19 protein-coding genes are annotated in these 19228 nt (G+C 50.3%); 10 read left to right on the forward strand and 9 right to left on the reverse strand.

The window, feature by feature from the left end; all coding sequences use genetic code 11:
• Positions 1–9: 9 nt before the first annotated feature.
• From MRJ96_00800 to MRJ96_00815, 4 genes are all read left to right on the forward strand, one after another.
• On the forward strand, positions 10–441 hold the full coding sequence (locus MRJ96_00800; GenBank protein ID MDR4499979.1) for a hypothetical protein: 432 nt from the start codon (positions 10–12) through the stop codon (positions 439–441).
• A 21-nt stretch (positions 442–462) separates the two neighbouring features.
• Entirely contained in the window at positions 463–855 is a 393-nt protein-coding gene (locus tag MRJ96_00805; protein ID MDR4499980.1) for an SET domain-containing protein-lysine N-methyltransferase, read from the forward strand.
• A gap of 161 nt (positions 856–1016) precedes the next feature.
• On the forward strand, positions 1017–1193 hold the full coding sequence (locus tag MRJ96_00810) for a hypothetical protein (GenBank protein ID MDR4499981.1): 177 nt from the start codon (positions 1017–1019) through the stop codon (positions 1191–1193).
• Between the two features lie 236 nt (positions 1194–1429).
• A complete protein-coding gene (locus tag MRJ96_00815; GenBank protein ID MDR4499982.1) occupies positions 1430–2230 on the forward strand; it encodes a fumarylacetoacetate hydrolase family protein in 801 nt (266 codons plus the stop codon).
• A gap of 8 nt (positions 2231–2238) precedes the next feature.
• On the opposite strand, the gene MRJ96_00820 is transcribed toward MRJ96_00815, so the two are convergent.
• Both MRJ96_00820 and ilvD read right to left on the reverse strand, forming a co-directional pair.
• Positions 2239–3420: a hypothetical protein gene (locus MRJ96_00820; GenBank protein ID MDR4499983.1), complete on the reverse strand. Its 1182-nt coding sequence runs from the start codon at positions 3418–3420 to the stop codon at positions 2239–2241.
• Between the two features lie 184 nt (positions 3421–3604).
• Positions 3605–5452 carry a dihydroxy-acid dehydratase gene (ilvD, locus tag MRJ96_00825; protein MDR4499984.1) on the reverse strand — a complete coding sequence of 616 codons (1848 nt, stop codon included), beginning with the start codon at positions 5450–5452 and terminating at the stop codon, positions 3605–3607.
• A gap of 255 nt (positions 5453–5707) precedes the next feature.
• On the opposite strand from ilvD, the gene MRJ96_00830 reads away from it, so the two are divergent.
• Positions 5708–6544 carry a PEP-CTERM sorting domain-containing protein gene (locus MRJ96_00830; protein MDR4499985.1) on the forward strand — a complete coding sequence of 279 codons (837 nt, stop codon included), beginning with the start codon at positions 5708–5710 and terminating at the stop codon, positions 6542–6544.
• Between the two features lie 37 nt (positions 6545–6581).
• Here MRJ96_00830 and MRJ96_00835 read toward each other — a convergent pair whose 3' ends face one another.
• Entirely contained in the window at positions 6582–7682 is a 1101-nt protein-coding gene (locus tag MRJ96_00835) for an LbtU family siderophore porin (protein ID MDR4499986.1), read from the reverse strand.
• Between the two features lie 277 nt (positions 7683–7959).
• Here MRJ96_00835 and MRJ96_00840 point away from each other — a divergent pair, with 277 nt between their 5' ends.
• The 5 genes from MRJ96_00840 (at position 7960) to MRJ96_00860 (ending at position 14560) form a co-directional block, all read left to right on the forward strand.
• Positions 7960–8640, forward strand: coding sequence for a response regulator transcription factor (locus tag MRJ96_00840; protein MDR4499987.1), 681 nt, complete (start codon positions 7960–7962; stop codon positions 8638–8640).
• Positions 8633–10036 carry a HAMP domain-containing histidine kinase gene (locus tag MRJ96_00845; GenBank protein MDR4499988.1) on the forward strand — a complete coding sequence of 468 codons (1404 nt, stop codon included), beginning with the start codon at positions 8633–8635 and terminating at the stop codon, positions 10034–10036. Before MRJ96_00840 ends, MRJ96_00845 begins: the two co-directional genes overlap by 8 nt.
• Before the next feature lie 169 nt (positions 10037–10205).
• Positions 10206–11015 (forward strand): hypothetical protein, encoded by an 810-nt coding sequence (locus MRJ96_00850; GenBank protein ID MDR4499989.1) that lies wholly within the window; start codon positions 10206–10208, stop codon positions 11013–11015.
• A 609-nt stretch (positions 11016–11624) separates the two neighbouring features.
• Positions 11625–13571, forward strand: a complete 1947-nt coding sequence (locus MRJ96_00855) for a LysM peptidoglycan-binding domain-containing protein (protein MDR4499990.1) — start codon at positions 11625–11627, stop codon at positions 13569–13571.
• 245 nt (positions 13572–13816) lie between these two features.
• On the forward strand, positions 13817–14560 hold the full coding sequence (locus MRJ96_00860) for a hypothetical protein (GenBank protein MDR4499991.1): 744 nt from the start codon (positions 13817–13819) through the stop codon (positions 14558–14560).
• A 776-nt stretch (positions 14561–15336) separates the two neighbouring features.
• Here MRJ96_00860 and MRJ96_00865 read toward each other — a convergent pair.
• From MRJ96_00865 to MRJ96_00890, 6 genes are all read right to left on the reverse strand, one after another.
• Positions 15337–15531 (reverse strand): hypothetical protein, encoded by a 195-nt coding sequence (locus MRJ96_00865; protein MDR4499992.1) that lies wholly within the window; start codon positions 15529–15531, stop codon positions 15337–15339.
• 68 nt (positions 15532–15599) lie between these two features.
• A complete protein-coding gene (locus MRJ96_00870; GenBank protein MDR4499993.1) occupies positions 15600–15824 on the reverse strand; it encodes a DUF2283 domain-containing protein in 225 nt (74 codons plus the stop codon).
• A 26-nt stretch (positions 15825–15850) separates the two neighbouring features.
• Positions 15851–16171: a DUF5615 family PIN-like protein gene (locus tag MRJ96_00875; GenBank protein ID MDR4499994.1), complete on the reverse strand. Its 321-nt coding sequence runs from the start codon at positions 16169–16171 to the stop codon at positions 15851–15853.
• A 35-nt stretch (positions 16172–16206) separates the two neighbouring features.
• On the reverse strand, positions 16207–16452 hold the full coding sequence (locus tag MRJ96_00880) for a DUF433 domain-containing protein (protein ID MDR4499995.1): 246 nt from the start codon (positions 16450–16452) through the stop codon (positions 16207–16209).
• A gap of 220 nt (positions 16453–16672) precedes the next feature.
• Positions 16673–17971: a DUF2130 domain-containing protein gene (locus tag MRJ96_00885; protein ID MDR4499996.1), complete on the reverse strand. Its 1299-nt coding sequence runs from the start codon at positions 17969–17971 to the stop codon at positions 16673–16675.
• Positions 17972–18133: 162 nt separating this feature from the next.
• Complete coding sequence (locus MRJ96_00890) at positions 18134–19207, reverse strand: hypothetical protein (GenBank protein ID MDR4499997.1); 1074 nt, start codon at positions 19205–19207, stop codon at positions 18134–18136.
• Positions 19208–19228 lie beyond the last annotated feature (21 nt).

Below are 19228 nucleotides of genomic sequence, written 5' to 3' on the forward strand. Positions count from 1 at the left end.
AAACAGATTATGAATTTCGACCCAGCGATAGCCGCACGTCAAGCCCTCAGACAAAGCGAAGAATGTGGAGAACTCGGTGAGTTCGAGGATGATGTGCTCGAAACCGAGGAGACGTTTTCGTCCATTCAAGGCCCCGAGGCCACACAGGCATACAAGCAGTTACAGTGCTATGGCGAGCAATTGCCCGACGCGCGGTATTTTCAGGAATTTCTCGTCTACATCACCTGGCAACAGGTGACCGAGGGACCACTGCCAGAATTTTTCCAGCAAGGACTCACATTGTGCGACCGATTTATGGAACGTTTTTCGAAAGACATCATCAATACCCCATCCTATGACCATGTCCTCGCCCTCCGACAGTCGTTCCAGGCGGGACTGGGGATTGAAACGGAAGACATCATCGAAGAACATGAAGAAGACGCATTCGCTGGCGGTGATTGAGTGCGTCGAAACACTTGGCCTGTGAATACGAACGTTCAACCCAGTCCCATCAATGGGAAAGGACTCTTCGCCGCAGAGCCCATTCGAGCAAGGCAAAAAATAGGAGAATTCGAAGGTGAAGTGATTAGCCAACGAGTAGCACGACGACGGGCGAAGACACGCCGTCACATCGCGATCGTGGAAGTGAATAATGGCAAGGCCATCGATGCGGCCGGACAGAAACACGGCTTTCGCTTCATCAATCACTCGTGCAGCCCGAATACCTACATGCGAATCATTCGAGAACGGGTAGAATTTTACTCGCTACGCCACATCAAGGTCGGCGAGGAACTCACCTGTCACTACGGTGAGTCCCACCATGAAGGCTTACGCCGATGCACCTGTCAAAGCGCCAACTGTCGGCTCTTCCTCTAGAGATCATCGAGAACCCTCGTGAACGACGGCTGTTTTTCAACGAACAGCAACCAGCAACGTTGCCTGAGAACCTCCACCAAGTATTCGTCAAGGCTTCGCGCGAAAGGACCGAAAAGATTTCTAGTTGAAGTGCTTACAAACCATTCTCCAGGAGGCGCCCTATGGATGGCCTTGCCGCATTAAACGCCGCGAATATTCAAGCCATGAAGGATCTTCCATTGATTGAATCGGCGACCAGCGTCCAGTCATCCAGACAAGTCAAAACCCCGACGGCCTTCTCGATCGACTCTGTGAGTATTTCTCCGGAAGCCGCCGCATTACAGAAAAAGAACCCGTAACCTCACGCTCCCCTGCTCCCCTCTTTTTATCGCCTCCAGCTGTTTGTAAGAACAGTCACCCCCTACAAGCAAGCCGTTGGACCTGTTGTCTTTGACTCCAAAAATTTGCCTTCCAGAGAATAGTTGCATACATTGTGTCTATTGCCCGTTTATCGCGAATCCCAATACGTTTCAAAGGGCCATGGGGCTGATGAGATTTTCCATGGTCTATTCACTCAACCGAGGACACACGTAGTATGAATATTATCCGGTTTCAAGATGCGACAGGTCACATTGGCTACGGCCAACCTCTTGGCAACAACATGGCCCAACGTATCCATGGGGATCTGTTCGGTGATTTTCAGGTAAGTGATCAAACGGCCGAGGTCGCCAAGCTCCTTGCCCCGATCGTTCCCCCCACGATCTTATGCATCGGGCTGAACTATAAAGCCCATGCGGAAGAAACAGGCGCCAAACTTCCGGAATTTCCCGTTCTCTTCATCAAGGCCGCCAACACGTTGAATCATCCGGAAGAGCCGATCATGATTCCGAGGGTCGCTCCTGGGCAAGTGGATTATGAGTGCGAACTCGCGGTTATCATCGGCAGGTCAGCAAAAAACGTGAAAAAGGCCGAAGCGCTCGATTATGTACTGGGGTACACCTGCGCGAATGACGTCAGCGCCCGACGCTGGCAAAAAGAGGGCGGAGGAAAGCAGTGGTGTCGCGGCAAATCGTTCGATACGTTTTGTCCACTTGGCCCACATCTCGTGACTCGAGACGACATCCCGAATCCGAATGACTTGAGGATTAGCACACGGTTGAATGGCGAGGTCATGCAAAATTCAAATACGTCAGACATGATCTTCGATATTCCATCATTGATCAGTTTCTTGAGTCAGAGCACCACGCTCTTGCCGGGTACGACTATTTTGACCGGCACCCCCTCTGGCGTGGGATTCACGCGGACACCGCCCGTATTCCTCGAACATGGCGATCAGGTCACGGTCGAGATAGAGCAGATTGGCGCTCTTAAAAACCCAGTGCAGGATGAAAAATAAGCTAGAGTTTAGTCTTTCTCCACCTTACCCCGCTTCCCCTTGGAAAGCGTCGGCAAAACACTTTGCATATTCCTGAGTAATGCTTGCGCCACGACTCGGTGTCCGTCTTCATTCCAATGAACATCACCTTCGATGAAGTACCTCTCGATGACCTGCTTCGCCTCACCGTCACGGGAAATGAACAGGGGGAACAAATTTAAAAAATTGACTGAACGCTCCCTGGCCCATGCTTGCCAAACAATCACTTGCCTGGAATATAGGTCGTTGTGAACGATCTGGTCCGGCCAGGGATACACGGCAAGCGTCATTCCTATTTGATGGTCCTGAAGTAACCGATACAACCGTTCCATCATCCGCCGGACCTTCTCCAAGCCTCGCTCTCCGTACTCGCGAAACAGGCGTTCATCGACCGTCCATAAACTTTTTTGTTGATTGATCCCATACCGTCGTTCCGTCTCTGTGCGGAGATCTTCGTGAGTCGGATCAAGAGCTGTCTGGATCTTGACGACCACAGTCCAGATATTTTTGAGTAGACCCGTATATTCATACACAAACTCTTTCAGCCTGGATGTTTGACTCTCGAGACCCACCACTCGCCCATCTTGCATGTCATACCGTTTTACTTCATCCTCGATATCGGAGATATCTAAAAACACGACAAGATGATCAAAATCCAACCCGACCGTCTCGAGCAGGCATTCAACTTTTTTGAAATAGATCGTGGGGGAATAGGAAGAAACGCCGGCATTCAGGACTTCAATCTTGTCCAGAGACAAGGCGTGATCCACGATGCCGACAAACGTCTTTTCATACGCGATCCCGATGCCTTCTGTGAACGAATCGCCGATAAACAAGATACGATAATTATCAGTTTTTAGCTGAACCTGACCAACGCGCTTGTCTTTAAAGCCAAGCGAATTGGTATAGAATGGACTGGAAAGATTGCCCCACTTTTGCTCCCGCTGCTCTCCATTGGCCTTGAGCGTATGATGAAAAACCGGAGACGATTCACGTAACGCTCGTCGCTCCGCATACTTATGAATCGTGCCGTATTTTTGAATATGATAGATCCCGGTCAGGACGAAGTCTGCGATGAGCGTAAGGCCAACCATGACCAGCGCCAGTATGGTCTTGGGGTACCGTTCGAACCGATTGACTCGTGAAGGCGTTTCCCGTGTAAAAGTCTTCATCGAACTCGGAAGCCAGAAGAGTCAGAGGCAATACATACGAGTATGAAGCCGAACGTAAAGGAGGAGAGCGTTGTAACCCGAAACAACGCAGATGGACTTCCAGCCCTCAGTGAACGAGGGCATCCGGAAGAGGATTCCAAATTGGCGCAAACAGGGTTCTCGGTAGAGCCGTGTCTATGACGGATTACAGCTTGAGCTGTTCTAAATTCCGGACAGCCCCTTTATCGGCGCTCGTCGTTAGGGCGGCATAGGCCTTAAGGGCGGAAGACACCACACGGCTTCGAACTTCGGTCGGCATCCACGCATCGTGCCCTTTGGCTTTCATTCGCCCACGACGCTCGACTAATTCGTCATCGGACACGTTGAGATGAATCGTTCGTTTGGGGATATCGATCTGTATTTCATCACCCTCTTCCACAAGGCCGATCGCGCCCCCCTCTGCCGCTTCAGGGGAAACATGGCCGATGGAAAGACCCGATGTACCGCCTGAGAACCGGCCGTCGGTCAGAAGGGCGCAAGCCGCACCCAAGCCTTTAGATTTGAGATAGCTAGTCGGGTACAACATTTCCTGCATCCCTGGCCCTCCCTTCGGGCCTTCATACCGGATGACGACAACATCCCCTGCCAAGATTCGATTATCGAGAATGGCCTCAACGGCAGAATCTTGTGATTCAAAAACGCGCGCGGGGCCAGAAAAGACCCAAAGCTTCTCATCGACACCGGCCGTTTTCACGATACAGCCGTTTTTGGCGATGTTGCCATAGAGCACGGCGAGACCGCCCTCTCGGCTATAGGCATGTTGGATATCGCGAATACATCCATTCTGCCGATCAAGATCCAAGGTCTCATAACGGGTGTCTTGGCTAAAGGCCGTTTGGGTGGGAATTCCAGCGGGCCCGGCCCGAAAGAACTTCTTGACAGCCTCGCTCTTCGTCACGGCCACATCCCAGTGCTCGAGTGAATCCCCAAGCGATTCACTATGCACACTCTTCACCTTCATGTTCAGCAAGCCACCTCGATTGAGCTCACCAAGAATTCCCATCATCCCGCCGGCTCGATGCACGTCTTCCATATGATACGTATCGATTGCTGGAGCCGCCTTACAAAGATTGGGAACCTTTCGCGACAACTGGTCAATATCCTGCAACGTAAAGTTCACTCCCGCCTCCTGCGCCGCCGCGAGCAAATGCAGGATCGTGTTGGTGGATCCTCCCATGGCGATGTCCATGCTCATGGCATTCGCGAACGCCTCATACGACGCAATGCTTCGAGGAAGGACTGATCCATCATCCTTTTCATAGTAACGTTTACAGAGTGCGACGATCTGACGGCCGGCTTCCAAGAACAATTCTTTTCGATCGGCATGCGTGGCCAGTAATGACCCATTACCGGGCAACGCTAGCCCCAACACTTCCGTCAGACAATTCATGGAATTCGCGGTAAACATCCCGGAACAAGACCCGCATGTGGGGCAGGCCGATCGTTCATATTCCTCCACTTCGCCATCAGACAGCTTGTCGTCTGCAGCTTTGACGATGGCATGAATGAGATTCGTATGATGATCCGCTAACTTCGTGCGTCCCGCTTCCATCGGTCCCCCGGAAACAAAAATGGTCGGGATATTCAACCGCAACGTCGCGTTCAACATGCCGGGAGTGATCTTGTCGCAGTTCGAGATACACACGAGGGCATCAGCGCAATGGGCGTTTACCATGTATTCGACAGAGTCCGAGATGATATCTCTGGATGGCAGACTGTACAGCATCCCGTCATGGCCCATCGCAATGCCATCATCGATCGCGATCGTGTTGAATTCTTTGGCGACGGCTCCGGCCTTTTCGATTTCCCTGGCCACTAATTGACCTAAGTCATGTAAATGCACATGACCAGGCACAAACTGGGTAAACGAATTGGCGATCGCGATAATGGGTTTGCCAAAGTCATCATTCTTCATTCCAGTCGCCCGCCAAAGGGCACGGGCACCGGCCATATTCCTGCCTTGGGTAGAGGTCTTTGATCGAAGTGGGGGCATCTCACAAACTCCTGTGTGTTGAAAGCTGTTTACGTGCTGCTTGCATGCTGAAAGATAATGTCAGAGATTCTAGCATCATTGGCCCACATCTGAGAAATAAGCCCCCTGTCCCAACTTTAGAGCTCTTCACAAACATTACCATTTGATCATTTCGTTGACTCTATTCGACTGAAAACAGTAAACAGAATCCCACGATGAACGGACAGATTATGGCGTCGAACGATACATGATCTTCTATCGCGAGGAGGAAAAGCTATGAAGGTAAAACACCATGTTCTGTATCTGCTGACCACCTTGTCATTGTTGGCTCCTAGCGGAGTTTGGGCAATGCCATTTCTGCCGGATTTCAATGCGGCCACATTCATCCCCGGTGCTCCCATCGACAACGCGTACTTCCCAATAGTCACAGGCGTCAGTCAAACCTACCAAGGACAGAAGGAGGAGGATGGGGAGATCGTCACAGAGAAGTTCACATTTTCCAATCTGGGTCCTGGGCCGACGATACTTGGAGTCCAGACCACCATACAGCGTGACCGCGCATTCGAAGATGGTGTGATCGTCGAAGATACGTTTGACTATTATGCGCAGGACACGGTCGGCAATGTCTGGTACTTTGGGGAAGATGTCACCAACTTTGTCTATGACGACGACGGCAATCTGATTGAAACAAACAATGAAAGCGCATGGAGAGGTGGCGTCAACGATGCGCTGCCTGGATTCATCATGCCCGCTGACCCCATCGTGGGATTCAATTACCGGCAAGAATTCGCACTTCAGGACGAAGCTGTAGACGAAGCCACGATCTTTTCACTCGGAAATACCGTCTCACTCAGTATCGGCGAGTTCACGAATACCCTGCAAATCTTGGAAGAAAACGGATTGGACCCCGATGCCAGGGAATTTAAATACTATGCTCCCGGACTGGGCCTGATTTTGGTCGAAGAAGGCCTGACTCCAAATTTACAGGATCATGAATTTCGTGTGGAATTGGTTTCTTCCGTCCCGGAACCTTCGACAGTGGTATTGATGGGATCAGGTCTGGCCGGACTGATGGGTTGGAGGTACCGAAAAAGCAAAGGGTGTTCAGATTGAAAAACCAGGGGAGATGCCTTCGTCCGCCTGGATCTCCTCAAAATCCCACCGTCAATTGTGAGCCTATCATATGATGGCTCTGTAGCTCGTTGTCCAGATCGTCGAAGGCGAAGTCGTTCTGGTAGGTTCCATAGAGATAGTCGATGGCCACACTCAAATTGTTAAAAGGCCGCCACGTTGCCGCCACGCCATATTGCCATTTCGGTTCATCTGCTAACTCATCGCTGAACTCTAAGCGAAGGGCGAATTGCAGAAAATTGACTGGAAAATAAGCCAGCTCAAAATTTGAAGAAAAGGGCTTATTGGCGTTCTTGTCAAACTCCTGAAACCTCTTCATGGCCTTCAGTGCCTCTACGGTCAATTCAAATGGAGGCATTCCTATCCGGGTATACACATTCCAGGCCGGGACACGACGCTGATAGGTATTGTTGTAGTCCAGGAGCAATGCGTCCTGACTTTCGGCAAGATCGGAAAGATACCCGGCGCCGATTATCAGCGACTCATCGTTCGACGTGTATTCAAGACTGAGACCCCAGTCAACTGCATTTTGGGTCTTTTGCTTATCGGCTTTACTTTCAAACACGTACGCTGCGAGTTCCACAGAATCCCAAAACGTGTAGTCGAGTTGGACAGCTCTTCCTCGCGTCTGACCAAATTCCAACAACGGTCCTGTCACAAAATGGCTATAATAGGCACCAAAAGGCACATAGAGCTGGCCAAGCTTAAAGCCGAAATCGGCGAGGTCGATTCCGATGAGGCCTTCGTCCAGCTCTTGATAGTGCCGACGGCCGTTTTCTTCCACCGCAAACAGCACCTCGGCTTCAAACCATTCCCCGTATTGAACCTCAAAGCCAAGCTCGACGGCCAATTCGGGATCTGGATCGTCGTTTGAATTCCTCCCGGCACGCACGCGATTAGCCCGGTATTCTTTTTCTAGATCCATGACGCCGCCAATCTTCAGCCACTCGGTGACCTGCTTGCCAAGACCAGCCTCTCTTCGCTCTTCCGGACTTCTGTAAATTCTCACGGGGTCACTTGACGATGGTTCTAAGGCCTTCCTCGTCTGCTCTTGCGCACCGGCGAAGCTTGGGCCAAGAACAAGCAGAAACAGGAGAGAACAGAGAAAAGACATAAACATTCAGGAATCGATCCGTCAACGGGCGTTTACTTAGGTAGTAGCTTTTGTATTCTAGGGTGCCAAGTTCCCGGTTGCGAAGCAATCACGCTGCGGGAAGTTCATCATATGGTAATGTTGTCACATATCAGGTTTCGCTATGATGGAATGATAAGCATGGCTTTTAACATTATCGGTAAGGTCATGAAATTCGTGCAGGCGATGATACGGAAAGAATTGTGGACAAGACGCATGACAATGAGACGTTGGCCATGTGGGATAAGGTGTCAAGGGGAAAAACATGAGAATCCTATTGGTTGAAGATGATCGCGTCATCGCTGATTTTATTCAAAAAGGCATGAAAGAAGCTGGCTTTACGATTGACCATGTAGAAGACGGTATGAGGGGTCTTGAAGCATTACTCTATGAGAGTTATGACCTGGCAATTCTTGATCTGATGTTGCCCCGGTTAGATGGCCTTTCAGTGCTTGGCCAGCTCCGGGAGCAAAAAAAAGCGCTCCCCATCCTCATCCTGAGCGCCAAGCGATCAGTCGATGAACGGGTAGACGGTCTTCGCCATGGTGGAGACGACTACCTCACAAAGCCATTTTCATTCAGCGAGTTGCTCGCGCGTGTTGAATCTCTACTACGCAGAAGCCAACGGATCACCGAGCCCACGAGCCTTACGTATGAAGACCTCTCCATCGATCTGCTTGCGCGCACGGCCAAACGGGCCGGAAAGAAGATCGACTTGCAACCCAAGGAGTTTGCCTTGCTGGAATACCTGATACGCAATTCTGGTAACGTTGTTTCCAAGACGATGATCATGGAACGTGTCTGGGATTACAACTTTGACCCTGGAACCAACGTGGTGGAAGCGCGCATCAGCAAACTCCGTGAAAAGGTCGACAAAGACTTTCACAAGCCGCTGATCCACACGATCAGGGGGCTCGGGTACGTTCTGAGGGATAACGATGCGTAAGGTTCCTAAGACATTAACCTTTCGCTTGACGCTTTCCTACGCTTCTGCCTTTCTGCTCTCTGCCATCGCAAGCCTCGGCGTGTTGTATTTTTCCATCAACAGCATCTTGAGTAATCGCATGGACGAAGATTTAGAAGAAGATATCGTGGAATACCGCGACCTTTACCAGTCAGAAGGGAAAGAGAGGGTGCTGAAAGAACTTGAGCGTGAAGCCACATCGAGTGATCAGGGCAAGATGTTCATTCGATTGATGACGGATACGGGTCAGCCAATCTTTGCCTCTGACTTGTCAGACTGGGACGGATTGAACACCGACCAGCGATATGTTCAAGACGTCATGGGAGCGAAGGCTGGACATCGCATAGACACGCTTGAGCTGCCTGACCAGGAGTATCCTGCGAGGGTCGCCTATGGCCTGATCGGCCCTGATCTCATCTTGCATATTGGAGAGTCTCAGGAAGAGACCGAAGAAATCATGGACGTACTGCTTCTGGTTTTCGCGGGGATGTTTTGTATCGCAATTCCCATAGCCTCTGGGATTGGATGGGTGATCGCCAGAAAGGCGGTCGCGGGCATTGAGGAAGTGAGTCATGCGGCGGTGGATATCGAGAAAGGGCAGCTTGACCGCCGTGTCACGATCACCAATCAGGGGGAAGAAGTCCAGAAGCTCGTAGATACGTTTAACGCCATGGCGGAACGCATTCGAACCCTCATCTCGGAAATGCGTGAAATGACAGATAATATTGCCCATGACCTTCGCAGTCCGTTGTCACGAATTCGCGCTATTTCAGAACAGGCTCTCTCATCGGCAAACAGTGAAGAAGACTATCATTCGGCCGCGTCCGATACGCTCCAAGAATGCGATCGCCTCCTTCACTTGATCAATACGACCTTAGATGTCGCCGAAGCTGAAGCCGGCGTGATGCAGACCGATCAAGAACCCGTCAACCTATCGACGCTCATCGAAGATGCCCGCGATCTCTTCGAGCCTGCCGCAGAAGAAAAAGGTATCGAATTGACATGTAAGCTCGACTCCGATTGCCGAATTCAGGGCAACCGGCAGATGCTTCAGCGCATGATCGCGAATCTACTCGATAATGCGCTGAAATATACGCCATCTCATGGCAACATTTCGATCGGCCTCGTTGGCAGGCAACATGCTCTGCGGGTCACCGTGACTGACACCGGAATCGGCATTCAACCGGCTGATCAACGGCGCGTCTTTGACCGGTTCTTCCGGTGCGATCACAGTCGTGCTCAGGAGGGATGTGGTTTGGGTCTGAGTTTTGCCCGTGCCGTGGCCTGTGCTCACGGCGGCGACATCACGCTCGTCAGCGAACCTCCTCAGGGCAGCACATTCATCATCAACTTACCCCGGCTCGCCTCACATTCCTGACACGTTCTTCCCGTATCTCACCTCCTGGTAATACAGCGATCATCTCGGGATGAACTTCGTCTAGTACTCTCCACTTCAAGCTTGGACGACGTCGAAACCTATTTTGTCCTTTCGGCGTTGAAATCACCTATCACACATGTTCAACAAAAAAACGACAGGAGGTATCACGATGAGAAAAACGACCGTTCAGTTACTTTTCCTTTCTTTAGCCATGTGCGCACTGTGGATGATCGGCATGGTTTCAGTCAGTTGGGCGAAAAATGATCACGAAGCTCCGTTTTCAAAAGCCGAATTGTTCTTTGAATTGAACAATACCGATGGCGATCTGGGCATTCATGCTTCGATCGATGGCGACCCATGGAAGAAGCTGACCATCGAAGATCCCAGGGGAAGAAAGATGTTGAACATTCGAGCGAACGGTCGCCTGGAAGCCCAAGGAATGACTGAACTCTTTTTTGAGAGTGCCGAGCCGCAATTCGAAGACCTCTCCCCTCAAGAATTCTTCAGACGGTTCCCAGCGGGAACATATGAAATCGAAGGTAAAACGCTTGAAGGCAACGAACTTGGCAGTGAGACCAAACTCACGCATGTAATGCCGGCGCCCCCGGAACCGACCGTGAATGCGTTGCCAGCAGCGCAGGTCTGCGACGCGGACGACCCTGGCTATGACGCCACCGTGACACATGCTCCTGTGACGATTGCATGGCCGGCTGTGACCACTTCACATCCTGACCCTAACGGTGGTGGCGCCGGAATTCAGCCGCCAGTTCCGGTGGTAATTCACAACTACGAGCTCGTGGTCGAAGTACTGAACCAGTCATTTCCCTCGAAATTTTATGTCATGCTCACCCCTGGGGAAACTTCGATAACGATTCCCGAGGAATTCATCGCATTGGGAACTGAGTTCAAGTACGAGGTGTTGGTCAGGGAAGAGAGTTTTAATCAAACGGCTATCGAGAGCTGCTTTGTCCTGGATTAAGGGAGTTTTTTGAATGTGTCAACGAGAGCTATCAGCTCACTGTTGAGACTGGAAAAGCTCCGGTTTCGCAGTTGGACAGAAATCAGTGAATGGGATTGGAGAGCCCCTTTGCAGACCATACTTCTGCTCCCATCATCAGAAAGCATTGGTCGCATATTTTCCAGTCGATTACACTTCTGAAAATGAAGGTAATCGACAATGGGATCCACGAGCCTCACCAATCTCACCCAAAGAAGCTTGTCAGTTCAGAGTATACAGAGCTGGCAAGCTTCTTTGCGTTTCACCTATTCAGCGACCATAACGGAGAAGTCATAAGAACGTGAAATACGCGCACACACGCAAGAGACAAACGCTCCTTCAATTCTGACGTGACGAGTTTGCCTTATCAAAGGTAACAGCTAACAAACCCCTGCCATTTTCCTCAAAAACTACGCGGCGCCTTGTTCAGTTTAGCAATGTGTCTCGTAGGACAATGATTCCAAACGGAGCATAGAGTATTTCTATCCTCAACACTAAGAGGCTTCACATGTATTGACAGCAAATTTCAAAGGTGAGAAGGTTACAAAACATACGTGTCGTCACAAAAAACTCACAAAAATGCTTATAATCGTGTCCAAAATAAAGGAACTAGCTCCAACTGGCCTGTACCTCATAGTTGTCATTGGGATGACGAGCCTGTGTTGGAACGTAGCGGCCGCTGTCGCCGAGCTCTGGCCAGCGAATCAATACTCGCAGACAGAAAGCCATGTTCAGCAAGAAACCTCCCATCGTTTTTTAGTGTCGAATGGCCGCTCCTATGCCATGATGCCACTCGAGCGGAATCAACATGTCACCCGCATCATCGATTACTATCAACATGACATTCACGAGAGATTCCAGAAATACCTTGACCGATTCGAGGGGTACAAGAAGCTGGTTCAGCGCATTTTCAGAGAAACTGGATTACCGCCAGAGCTTGGGTATCTCTCGCTCGTCGAGAGTGGCTTTAACCCCAGGGCCCTCTCGCGGGCCAAGGCGTCAGGTCCCTGGCAATTCATGAAAGCCACTGGCCATCACTATGGGCTTCATGTGACATGGTATGTCGATGAACGTCGGGATCCGGTGAAGTCAACGCGCGCCGCGGCTCGCCACCTCAGAGACCTCTTTGAGAAATTCCAGGATTGGCCTCTGGCACTCGCGGCTTACAATGCGGGTGAGTCGAAAATTACCCGCGCTATCCGGAAAAGCGGGAGCCGGGACTTTTGGAAGATCCGGCAAACGCCGTACATCATGCAAGAAACCAAGGATTACGTTCCCAGTTTTATCGCGGCAGTGCTCATTGCTTCACAACCAGCCCGTTACGGATTTGCGCTCAATCAGACAACCTCGTATTCATACGCTGAAGCGTTAGTGAGGAAGCGTGCCCATCTCAAAGCTGTAGCAAACACGACCGGAATTTCCCTTAACGTCTTAAAGGATCTGAACCCGGAGCTTCTTCAAAACATCATTCCTATCGTGGACGTCGGATATTCGCTCAAAGTTCCTCTGGGAAAAGGCTCTCTCGTACGAGAGCGCCACGATCAAATCGAAACGTGGATAAAGCCACTTCCGGATTCTGCCATGTGGTATCGGGTCCAGTTTGGGGAAACACTCGAAGACGTTGCCCGACAATTTGGTCTCACCAAACAGGCCCTCCGGCATCTCAATAACCTTAAGGAAGACGAGGAGATTCTCTGGAACGACCGTCTGCGCTTGAGATTAGATGATGGGAGCGTCCCAGACGGACTCGAAATAGAACCGCCCCCCCCGCCCACCTGGTACCGGGTCCGGTTTGGAGACACGCTGGAATCGGTCGCCGAAAAATTTAATTTGACCGTCCCAACACTCCGGCGCCTCAACAATCTCGAGAAAGATCACAAGATTCTCTGGAGCGACCGCCTGCGGGTCAGACCGGCCGAAGACGACGATCCCTCACTCGTCCCGAAAGCGGAACCGCCGCCGCCCCCGCCCACCTGGTATCGGGTCCGGTTTGGAGACACGCTGGAATCGGTCGCTAAGGAATTCAAGCTGACCGTATCAACACTCCGGCGCCTCAACAATCTCAAAAAAGACCATAAAATTCTCTGGAACGACCGCCTGCGGGTTAGACCGGCCGAAGACGACGACCTCTCACTCGTCCCAAAAGCCGGACCGCCGCCACCCCCGCCCACCTGGTATCGGGTCCGGTTTGGGGACACGCTGGAATCGGTCGCCGAAAAATTTAATTTGACCGTACTAACACTCCGGCGCCTCAACAATCTCAAGAAAGACCATAAGATTCTCTGGAGCGACCGCCTGAGGGTCAGGCCGGAAAAGAATGACAGTCCAACACCCGATCTAAAGGCTGAACCGTCCCAGCCATCCAATTGGTACCGAGTCCGTTATGGAGACACCCTCTCATCCATCGCCAAAAAGTTCGGACAGTCCGTGGCCGAACTGAAACGGCTCAATAATTTAAAAAACGACCTGATTCGATCGAACACCCGCCTTCGCGTCAAAGCTGATGATAATTCCTCTGTCGCCCTTCGCCCTGAGTAAGAAAGTTCTTGAACCGTACAAGTTCTGCGACTTTCCTTAAACATCCTGGCAATAATGTAAGCAATAATTATAGCTCTGTCGGGTATGAAGTAGATTGGCATACTGAGGGAATTCATTGGGGTGAAGGGACCGGTGGGTGGTATGTTGTTGGTTATCATTGGTGGACCGGTGCTATTGGTGGAATTATTGGAGCAACAAATGCCACGACTTGTAACTTTTGATCACGACTTCAGGAGATAACAGTCATGAAAGATTATACAGAACGCAGAATGACAGCATTCCTGACCTCCTTCGCAAGTGCCATACTATTTGCAATGTTTGTCTTTTTGCCAGCTGGAATGGCTCAACAACCAGAGGGGTTCGACCTCCGCACCTTCGACCCTTCAACTCTCCCAGGGGAACATCCACCATTTGTTAAAGGCCGCCAGTTCATTTCCTTAGAAGAACAACGGTTTCCAGAAGCAGCAATTCAGGCCATGCGTAAGGATGTTGAACAGATGAAGGCCCATGGTTTCATTGAGGCTCGGGAGTCTCAAGTCTTAACATTGGATCTTCGACAAAAAAACGTGAAAGCACATCGAGTCATGGCTGATGTGGTTCAGGCCTTAAAGATCACACCCGCAAACGTAAACGCATCGAAACTTGGTCAAGCGCAAATGATTGATATCCGAGAATCAGGCACGCGAGTGAATGATAAATGGACCGGCATCAATCGGTTATTTGTTGTCAAAAAAATGGGTCTTGTGGCGTTGAATGAATATGACTTTTCACTTGCCGGAGGAGGCGTTGCTGTTGCCGCTGAGTTATGTAACGAGCAGGTAAACGGACATCCAGCAGCATTGCGCGTGAAGGAAAGCCCCAGCAAACGAGGTATGTCAGAATTAACCTGGGTGACCGAAAACAAGGTATTTACCTTGAGTGTCAACCGAGCTTTAAAAAATCAAAAGGCTGTTAACGACTTTATCCAACTCGCCGAGAGCATCCAATAGTCGTTTGATATCACGGGAGAAATGGACCAGAAATATCCTCGACGGTTGCAAAACAAATGCCTGGCGAGCAGAAACAGAACGCCCTTACTTCAGTCTGGTAAGGGCGTTCGACTGTATCGATTGAGGCATAGATCTAGGATTGGGCCATAGTCATGAGCCAACCCTAGCACCTCACTCTGGAGCGGCATGACGTTCAATACTGTCCGATACTATTGGCCGCTAGGAAGGGAAGGCCAATCGAGGCTGATCTTAACTGGATGTTGGTTCGCGAATACGTTGGCTATGGCCCCAGCAACTTGTTGGTTCAGGGGATAGGGAAGGATCTCACTAATTGACGAGCCAGGCAAATGATTCTGATGGGTGAAATGTGGACAGGGCTTCGGGTAATACACATCTCTGTAGATTTTATCTGTATTCCACCGAAAACATTTATCTGGCAGAAACGCGCTCCTCCACTCGTGAAAAATCTGCCTCAACACGTACTCCCACAGCGCATGCGACCATCTAGGGCCTTCAAGTATGACCTGAGGCGACTGAGCCATCGAGTACGACTCCTCTTGTGTAAAAATCCCTGTGCGCGAATGTGTCTCGGCTTGAACTGTAAAGAAATCGGTGTATTTGTCAATGGTATGGTCTGTTAACTCTCAGTGACATCTCAACGTACATTTTCGTGAATGGAAGGATGGGGATGCGTCTGTACTGACATAGCGATACAGTGTTGCCCCTGAGACCTGGACGCAAGGCACAATCCAAGAACAAACGGTGAAAAAAACTCATCACTCAAACAATTTTCCACCTGTCTCACTACCTTCGTTTTTCGGCACATCCAAAGATTTGAGCTCAAGGCCTTCGATTTCCTGGAGGGTCTTGCCAGCGATGCCTTGGAGGTCGTCGTACATGCCGACGGTGGATTCCATGACGCGCTCGCCTTGTTCTTCACGCTTCGCCATGCGCATGATGGATTTTTGCAAAACTGCCTTATTGGTCAAGACGGAGAGAGGATATGAGGAATGGCATTCAAAGAGGGAAAAGGTTTGTATCAGCTTGTCGCCGTAATCTTTTTCGGTTTCGTCTCAAACTGAAAGGCTGAAAGATTGACGGGGTTAGGTCTCTTTGATAGATGAAGTACTTCTATTCCTACAACTTGATTCGAATCATCATAGTCGACAATGACACCGGGCACGACTTCCTCAGACTCGTCCACTGCAACATCAACCAACTGCAAATGTAACGCGTCGGCTTCTTCATCAATCTTCAATTTCATTGAGAAGCCTATTCTTTCCCTAGCTTCTAAAAACCAGCATGTCCAAATCGAACTTGCGTTGGTGTAACGACAACAAATTGCCCTGCTAACCGATCTTGGTAATGATCAAGTAATTGCCTGATCATTTCAATCTTGTTCAATGCCTGTTCATCTTCAAGACGTAAAAAAATGAGACCCCGGTGTGGATGACGCTCCCGATACACTTTTTCTCCAAATCCTTTGTCGTTCGTGATGAGAATCCAGTTCTCGGCATATGCCTTTTGGATAATTTCACGGTCTGTCATCCCCCGAGCTTCCTCATAGACTGAGAAAACTGCGTAGCCTGCATTTCGTAACCAGCGAGCCACGGCAGGCCCCGTACATTCATCACCAGAAAACGCACTTACCCGTTTCCCGCCAGAGGCATAAATGCTGTGTCTTCTAAAGACTTAGTGGCAAACAACAAACACGCCTGAATATCTTCCTGTCTAAGCCCTTCGTATTCTTCCAACACCTCTGTGACAGTTGTGCCATGCGCTAAAAGACCGAGAATGTATTCTACAGTTAAGCGAGTGCCCTTGATGATCGGTTTACCGACCATGACATTAGGATCAATCGTAAGCCGATTAAGCAGCTGTTGGTCATTCATGGATCCAGCCTTTCTGTACTAAGAGTGAGTGTCTCTGCCTTAACGAGTCTCAATATTTTTGAGCCTTTAGGAAACATGCGAGACGACATTTCAACCATAAATCGCATTCTTTCTTACTATTTGAGATTCCCGTAAGACGCTCCCAGCATTTATCACATGCTACGGAACATGAGACCTGGACGCAAGGCACGATCCAAGGACAAACGGTGAAGAAAACTCATCACTCAAACAATTTTCCTCCTGTCTCACCACCTTCGTTTTTCGGTGCATCCAAAGATTTGAGCTCAAGGCCTTCGATTTCCTGGAGGGTCTTGCCGGCGATGCCTTGGAGGTCGCCGTACATGCCGACGGTAGATTCCATGACGCGGTCAATTTGCGCCTCACGTTTAGCCCATTGCTTCCTGATGACTTGCCGCTCTTTGTCCAGATCCTCCTGCATAGAGGTAAAACCTTCGACGATGGCTTGAACCCGTTGACGAAATCGCGGTCCCATTAGATACTGATAGACCAATTCCATTTTGGATTGCTGGCCCTCTGTGGCCTGACGGGCTGAAGCCACTTCCATCAACGTATGGCGCAACACAAGAGCGACCGGCAAGGCCGCCTTCGGATGCGTCACCCACACTCCATCGACGAGCTCGAACGTCTCTACCTCTTTGGGCAAGGCTTGGCTCACGATCACGGCGATCTCGGCTTTGGCTTGCCGTTGATCTTCGCGTAACTTGGTCAGCCAGCCGTCGCTCCAATTTTTCGTGCGTTTCGATTCCCACAAGATCAGACCGCAGGGCTGACCGAAACCACTGACGACCCGTTGTAACACATCCCCTCCATGCTCACCCTTGGGTACCGGCTGAATCTGATCAAGAGGGAATTTGGTCGTTAAGAGGGCTTCCAACTCCAGTTCCTGCACTTCGCCTTGTAACTGCTGCGAGCCCTGCTCGGCTTTTCGTTTGAGTTCTTCGATTTGCTTCTGCATCGAGGCAATGGTCTGCTCCCGCTCTTTTACTTTGAGGCTCAAGGATTCTTCGGCCTCTTTCTTGGCTTGTTCCCGAGTGGCGATAAGCCCTTCTTGCACCCGTTTTTCGACCGTGAGATCCAGCTCTCGCCTGGCATCATCCAGCTCTCGTTGTTTCCTGAGCAGCTCAGCCTGAGTTTTCTGGGCTTCGGCTAGTTTTTCATCTCGTTGTTTGAGAATGGCTTGGAGTTCAGCAAGCTCTTTGGCTTTTTGCTCCAGGTCACTTCCTATCGCGAGCTTGGCTTTCTTGGCTTCTTCCGTAGAGATTTTGGTGCGTTCCAGCTTTAGTTTTTCCGCGATTTGCTCATCGAGGGCTTCTTTGGCTTTGGCAACTGCCGCTTCGCGCTCACGCACGGCGGCTTCTCGCTTAGCGGCATCGGCATCTTTCTGGGCCAACCGACGCTCGTAGTCCTGTTTGGTTTTTTCGATCAGTGGCACGGCGAGAGACTCCTCGAGTCTGATTTCGTTCTGACATTTCGGACAAATAATCGTCGGTTCAGTCATGTCGTTTTTCGAGCCTCTTCTATCCTCCAATCGGACGTTGGACAATCGCTAATCAACCACGGCCAATCCTAGCCAACATCTATAAAAATGTACAGGCGTAAAAACTCAGCAGAGAGGGAAGTGAGAAATCACGAAAGGGGAAAAGTAAGAGAGGTCCTTCTCCTAAGAACGGCACACCACACCATGGCCATGGCCATTCTCCACCGATGAGACAGCGAGAATTCCATTCTTGCCAAACATAAGAGGCCTGTCGGTAATGTCGTACTCCAGAAGGTACGTGCCGAAGCCCCCTTCCTGGGCCAGCAGATTCTCTCTGAATGTATTCGCTACCGTCAGCGCGACACGCGAGAGAATACTGGTCTCTCCGACTTGAGCCCCGATAATGATGGGAATTCCGCAGCGTTTGGCCTGTTCTGCGATGGCCAGCGATCTCAGGATTCCACCCATCTTAGAGATCCGGATATTGATGATCCAGGCTTTCGGAGCATCTTCGAGATGGCGGAACTGATCCAACCTCAAAAAACTCTCATCAAGAATGATAGGGACACCGAGTGACTCATAAATCTGTTTGCAGCCTGCATAGTCGCCAGCCTGCACCGGCTCCTCTATACCCAGAAACGGACAATCGAACTGGTGTAGATAGTCGATCGCTTCGCAGGAAGTCTTCCAGAGATTATTCGCATCAAGGCGTATACGAACATTCGTCACATGAGCGTTGTTGAGCATCTCAACTTTCTTTACGTCATCTGCAATAGTTCCTGTGACTTTAATTTTAAAATCCGTAAATCCTAACGCCACAAATTGTTGTAGCTGTTTTTGATACGCCGCCAAACTGTCAGTCCCTAATACGGCTGAATACTGGTAATTCCCTTGAAGTTCCGGCACGCCGACGACCGTTTCAATAGACTTTTGACTTTCTTTTCCCAAAAGGTCCAGTAGCGCCAATTCCACAGCGCACCATATCGCCGGATTTAGATCGATCTCGGTTGTGTGGGTCTCCAGCCATGAGTTGATATCTTCTAAATTTTGAAACGTAGCCCACACTGCCTGGTATTCATTGAAAAACTGTTCGCACGTTTGAAACATTTCACCTGTCACATACTGTCGAGGACATCCCTCCCCGATTCCAATGTTCCCTGTCTCAGAAGCCGCCATCACCAACACGCTTTCTGTCTGAGCACGAACCGCCGATGCATGGGCAAAGACCTGTTTAAAAGGTATCGCCAACGATCTCATAGACAACTGCTTGACCTGCAT

The organism is Nitrospirales bacterium (assembly GCA_031315865.1).
In the GTDB taxonomy this organism is placed as follows: domain Bacteria; phylum Nitrospirota; class Nitrospiria; order Nitrospirales; family UBA8639; genus JAGQKC01.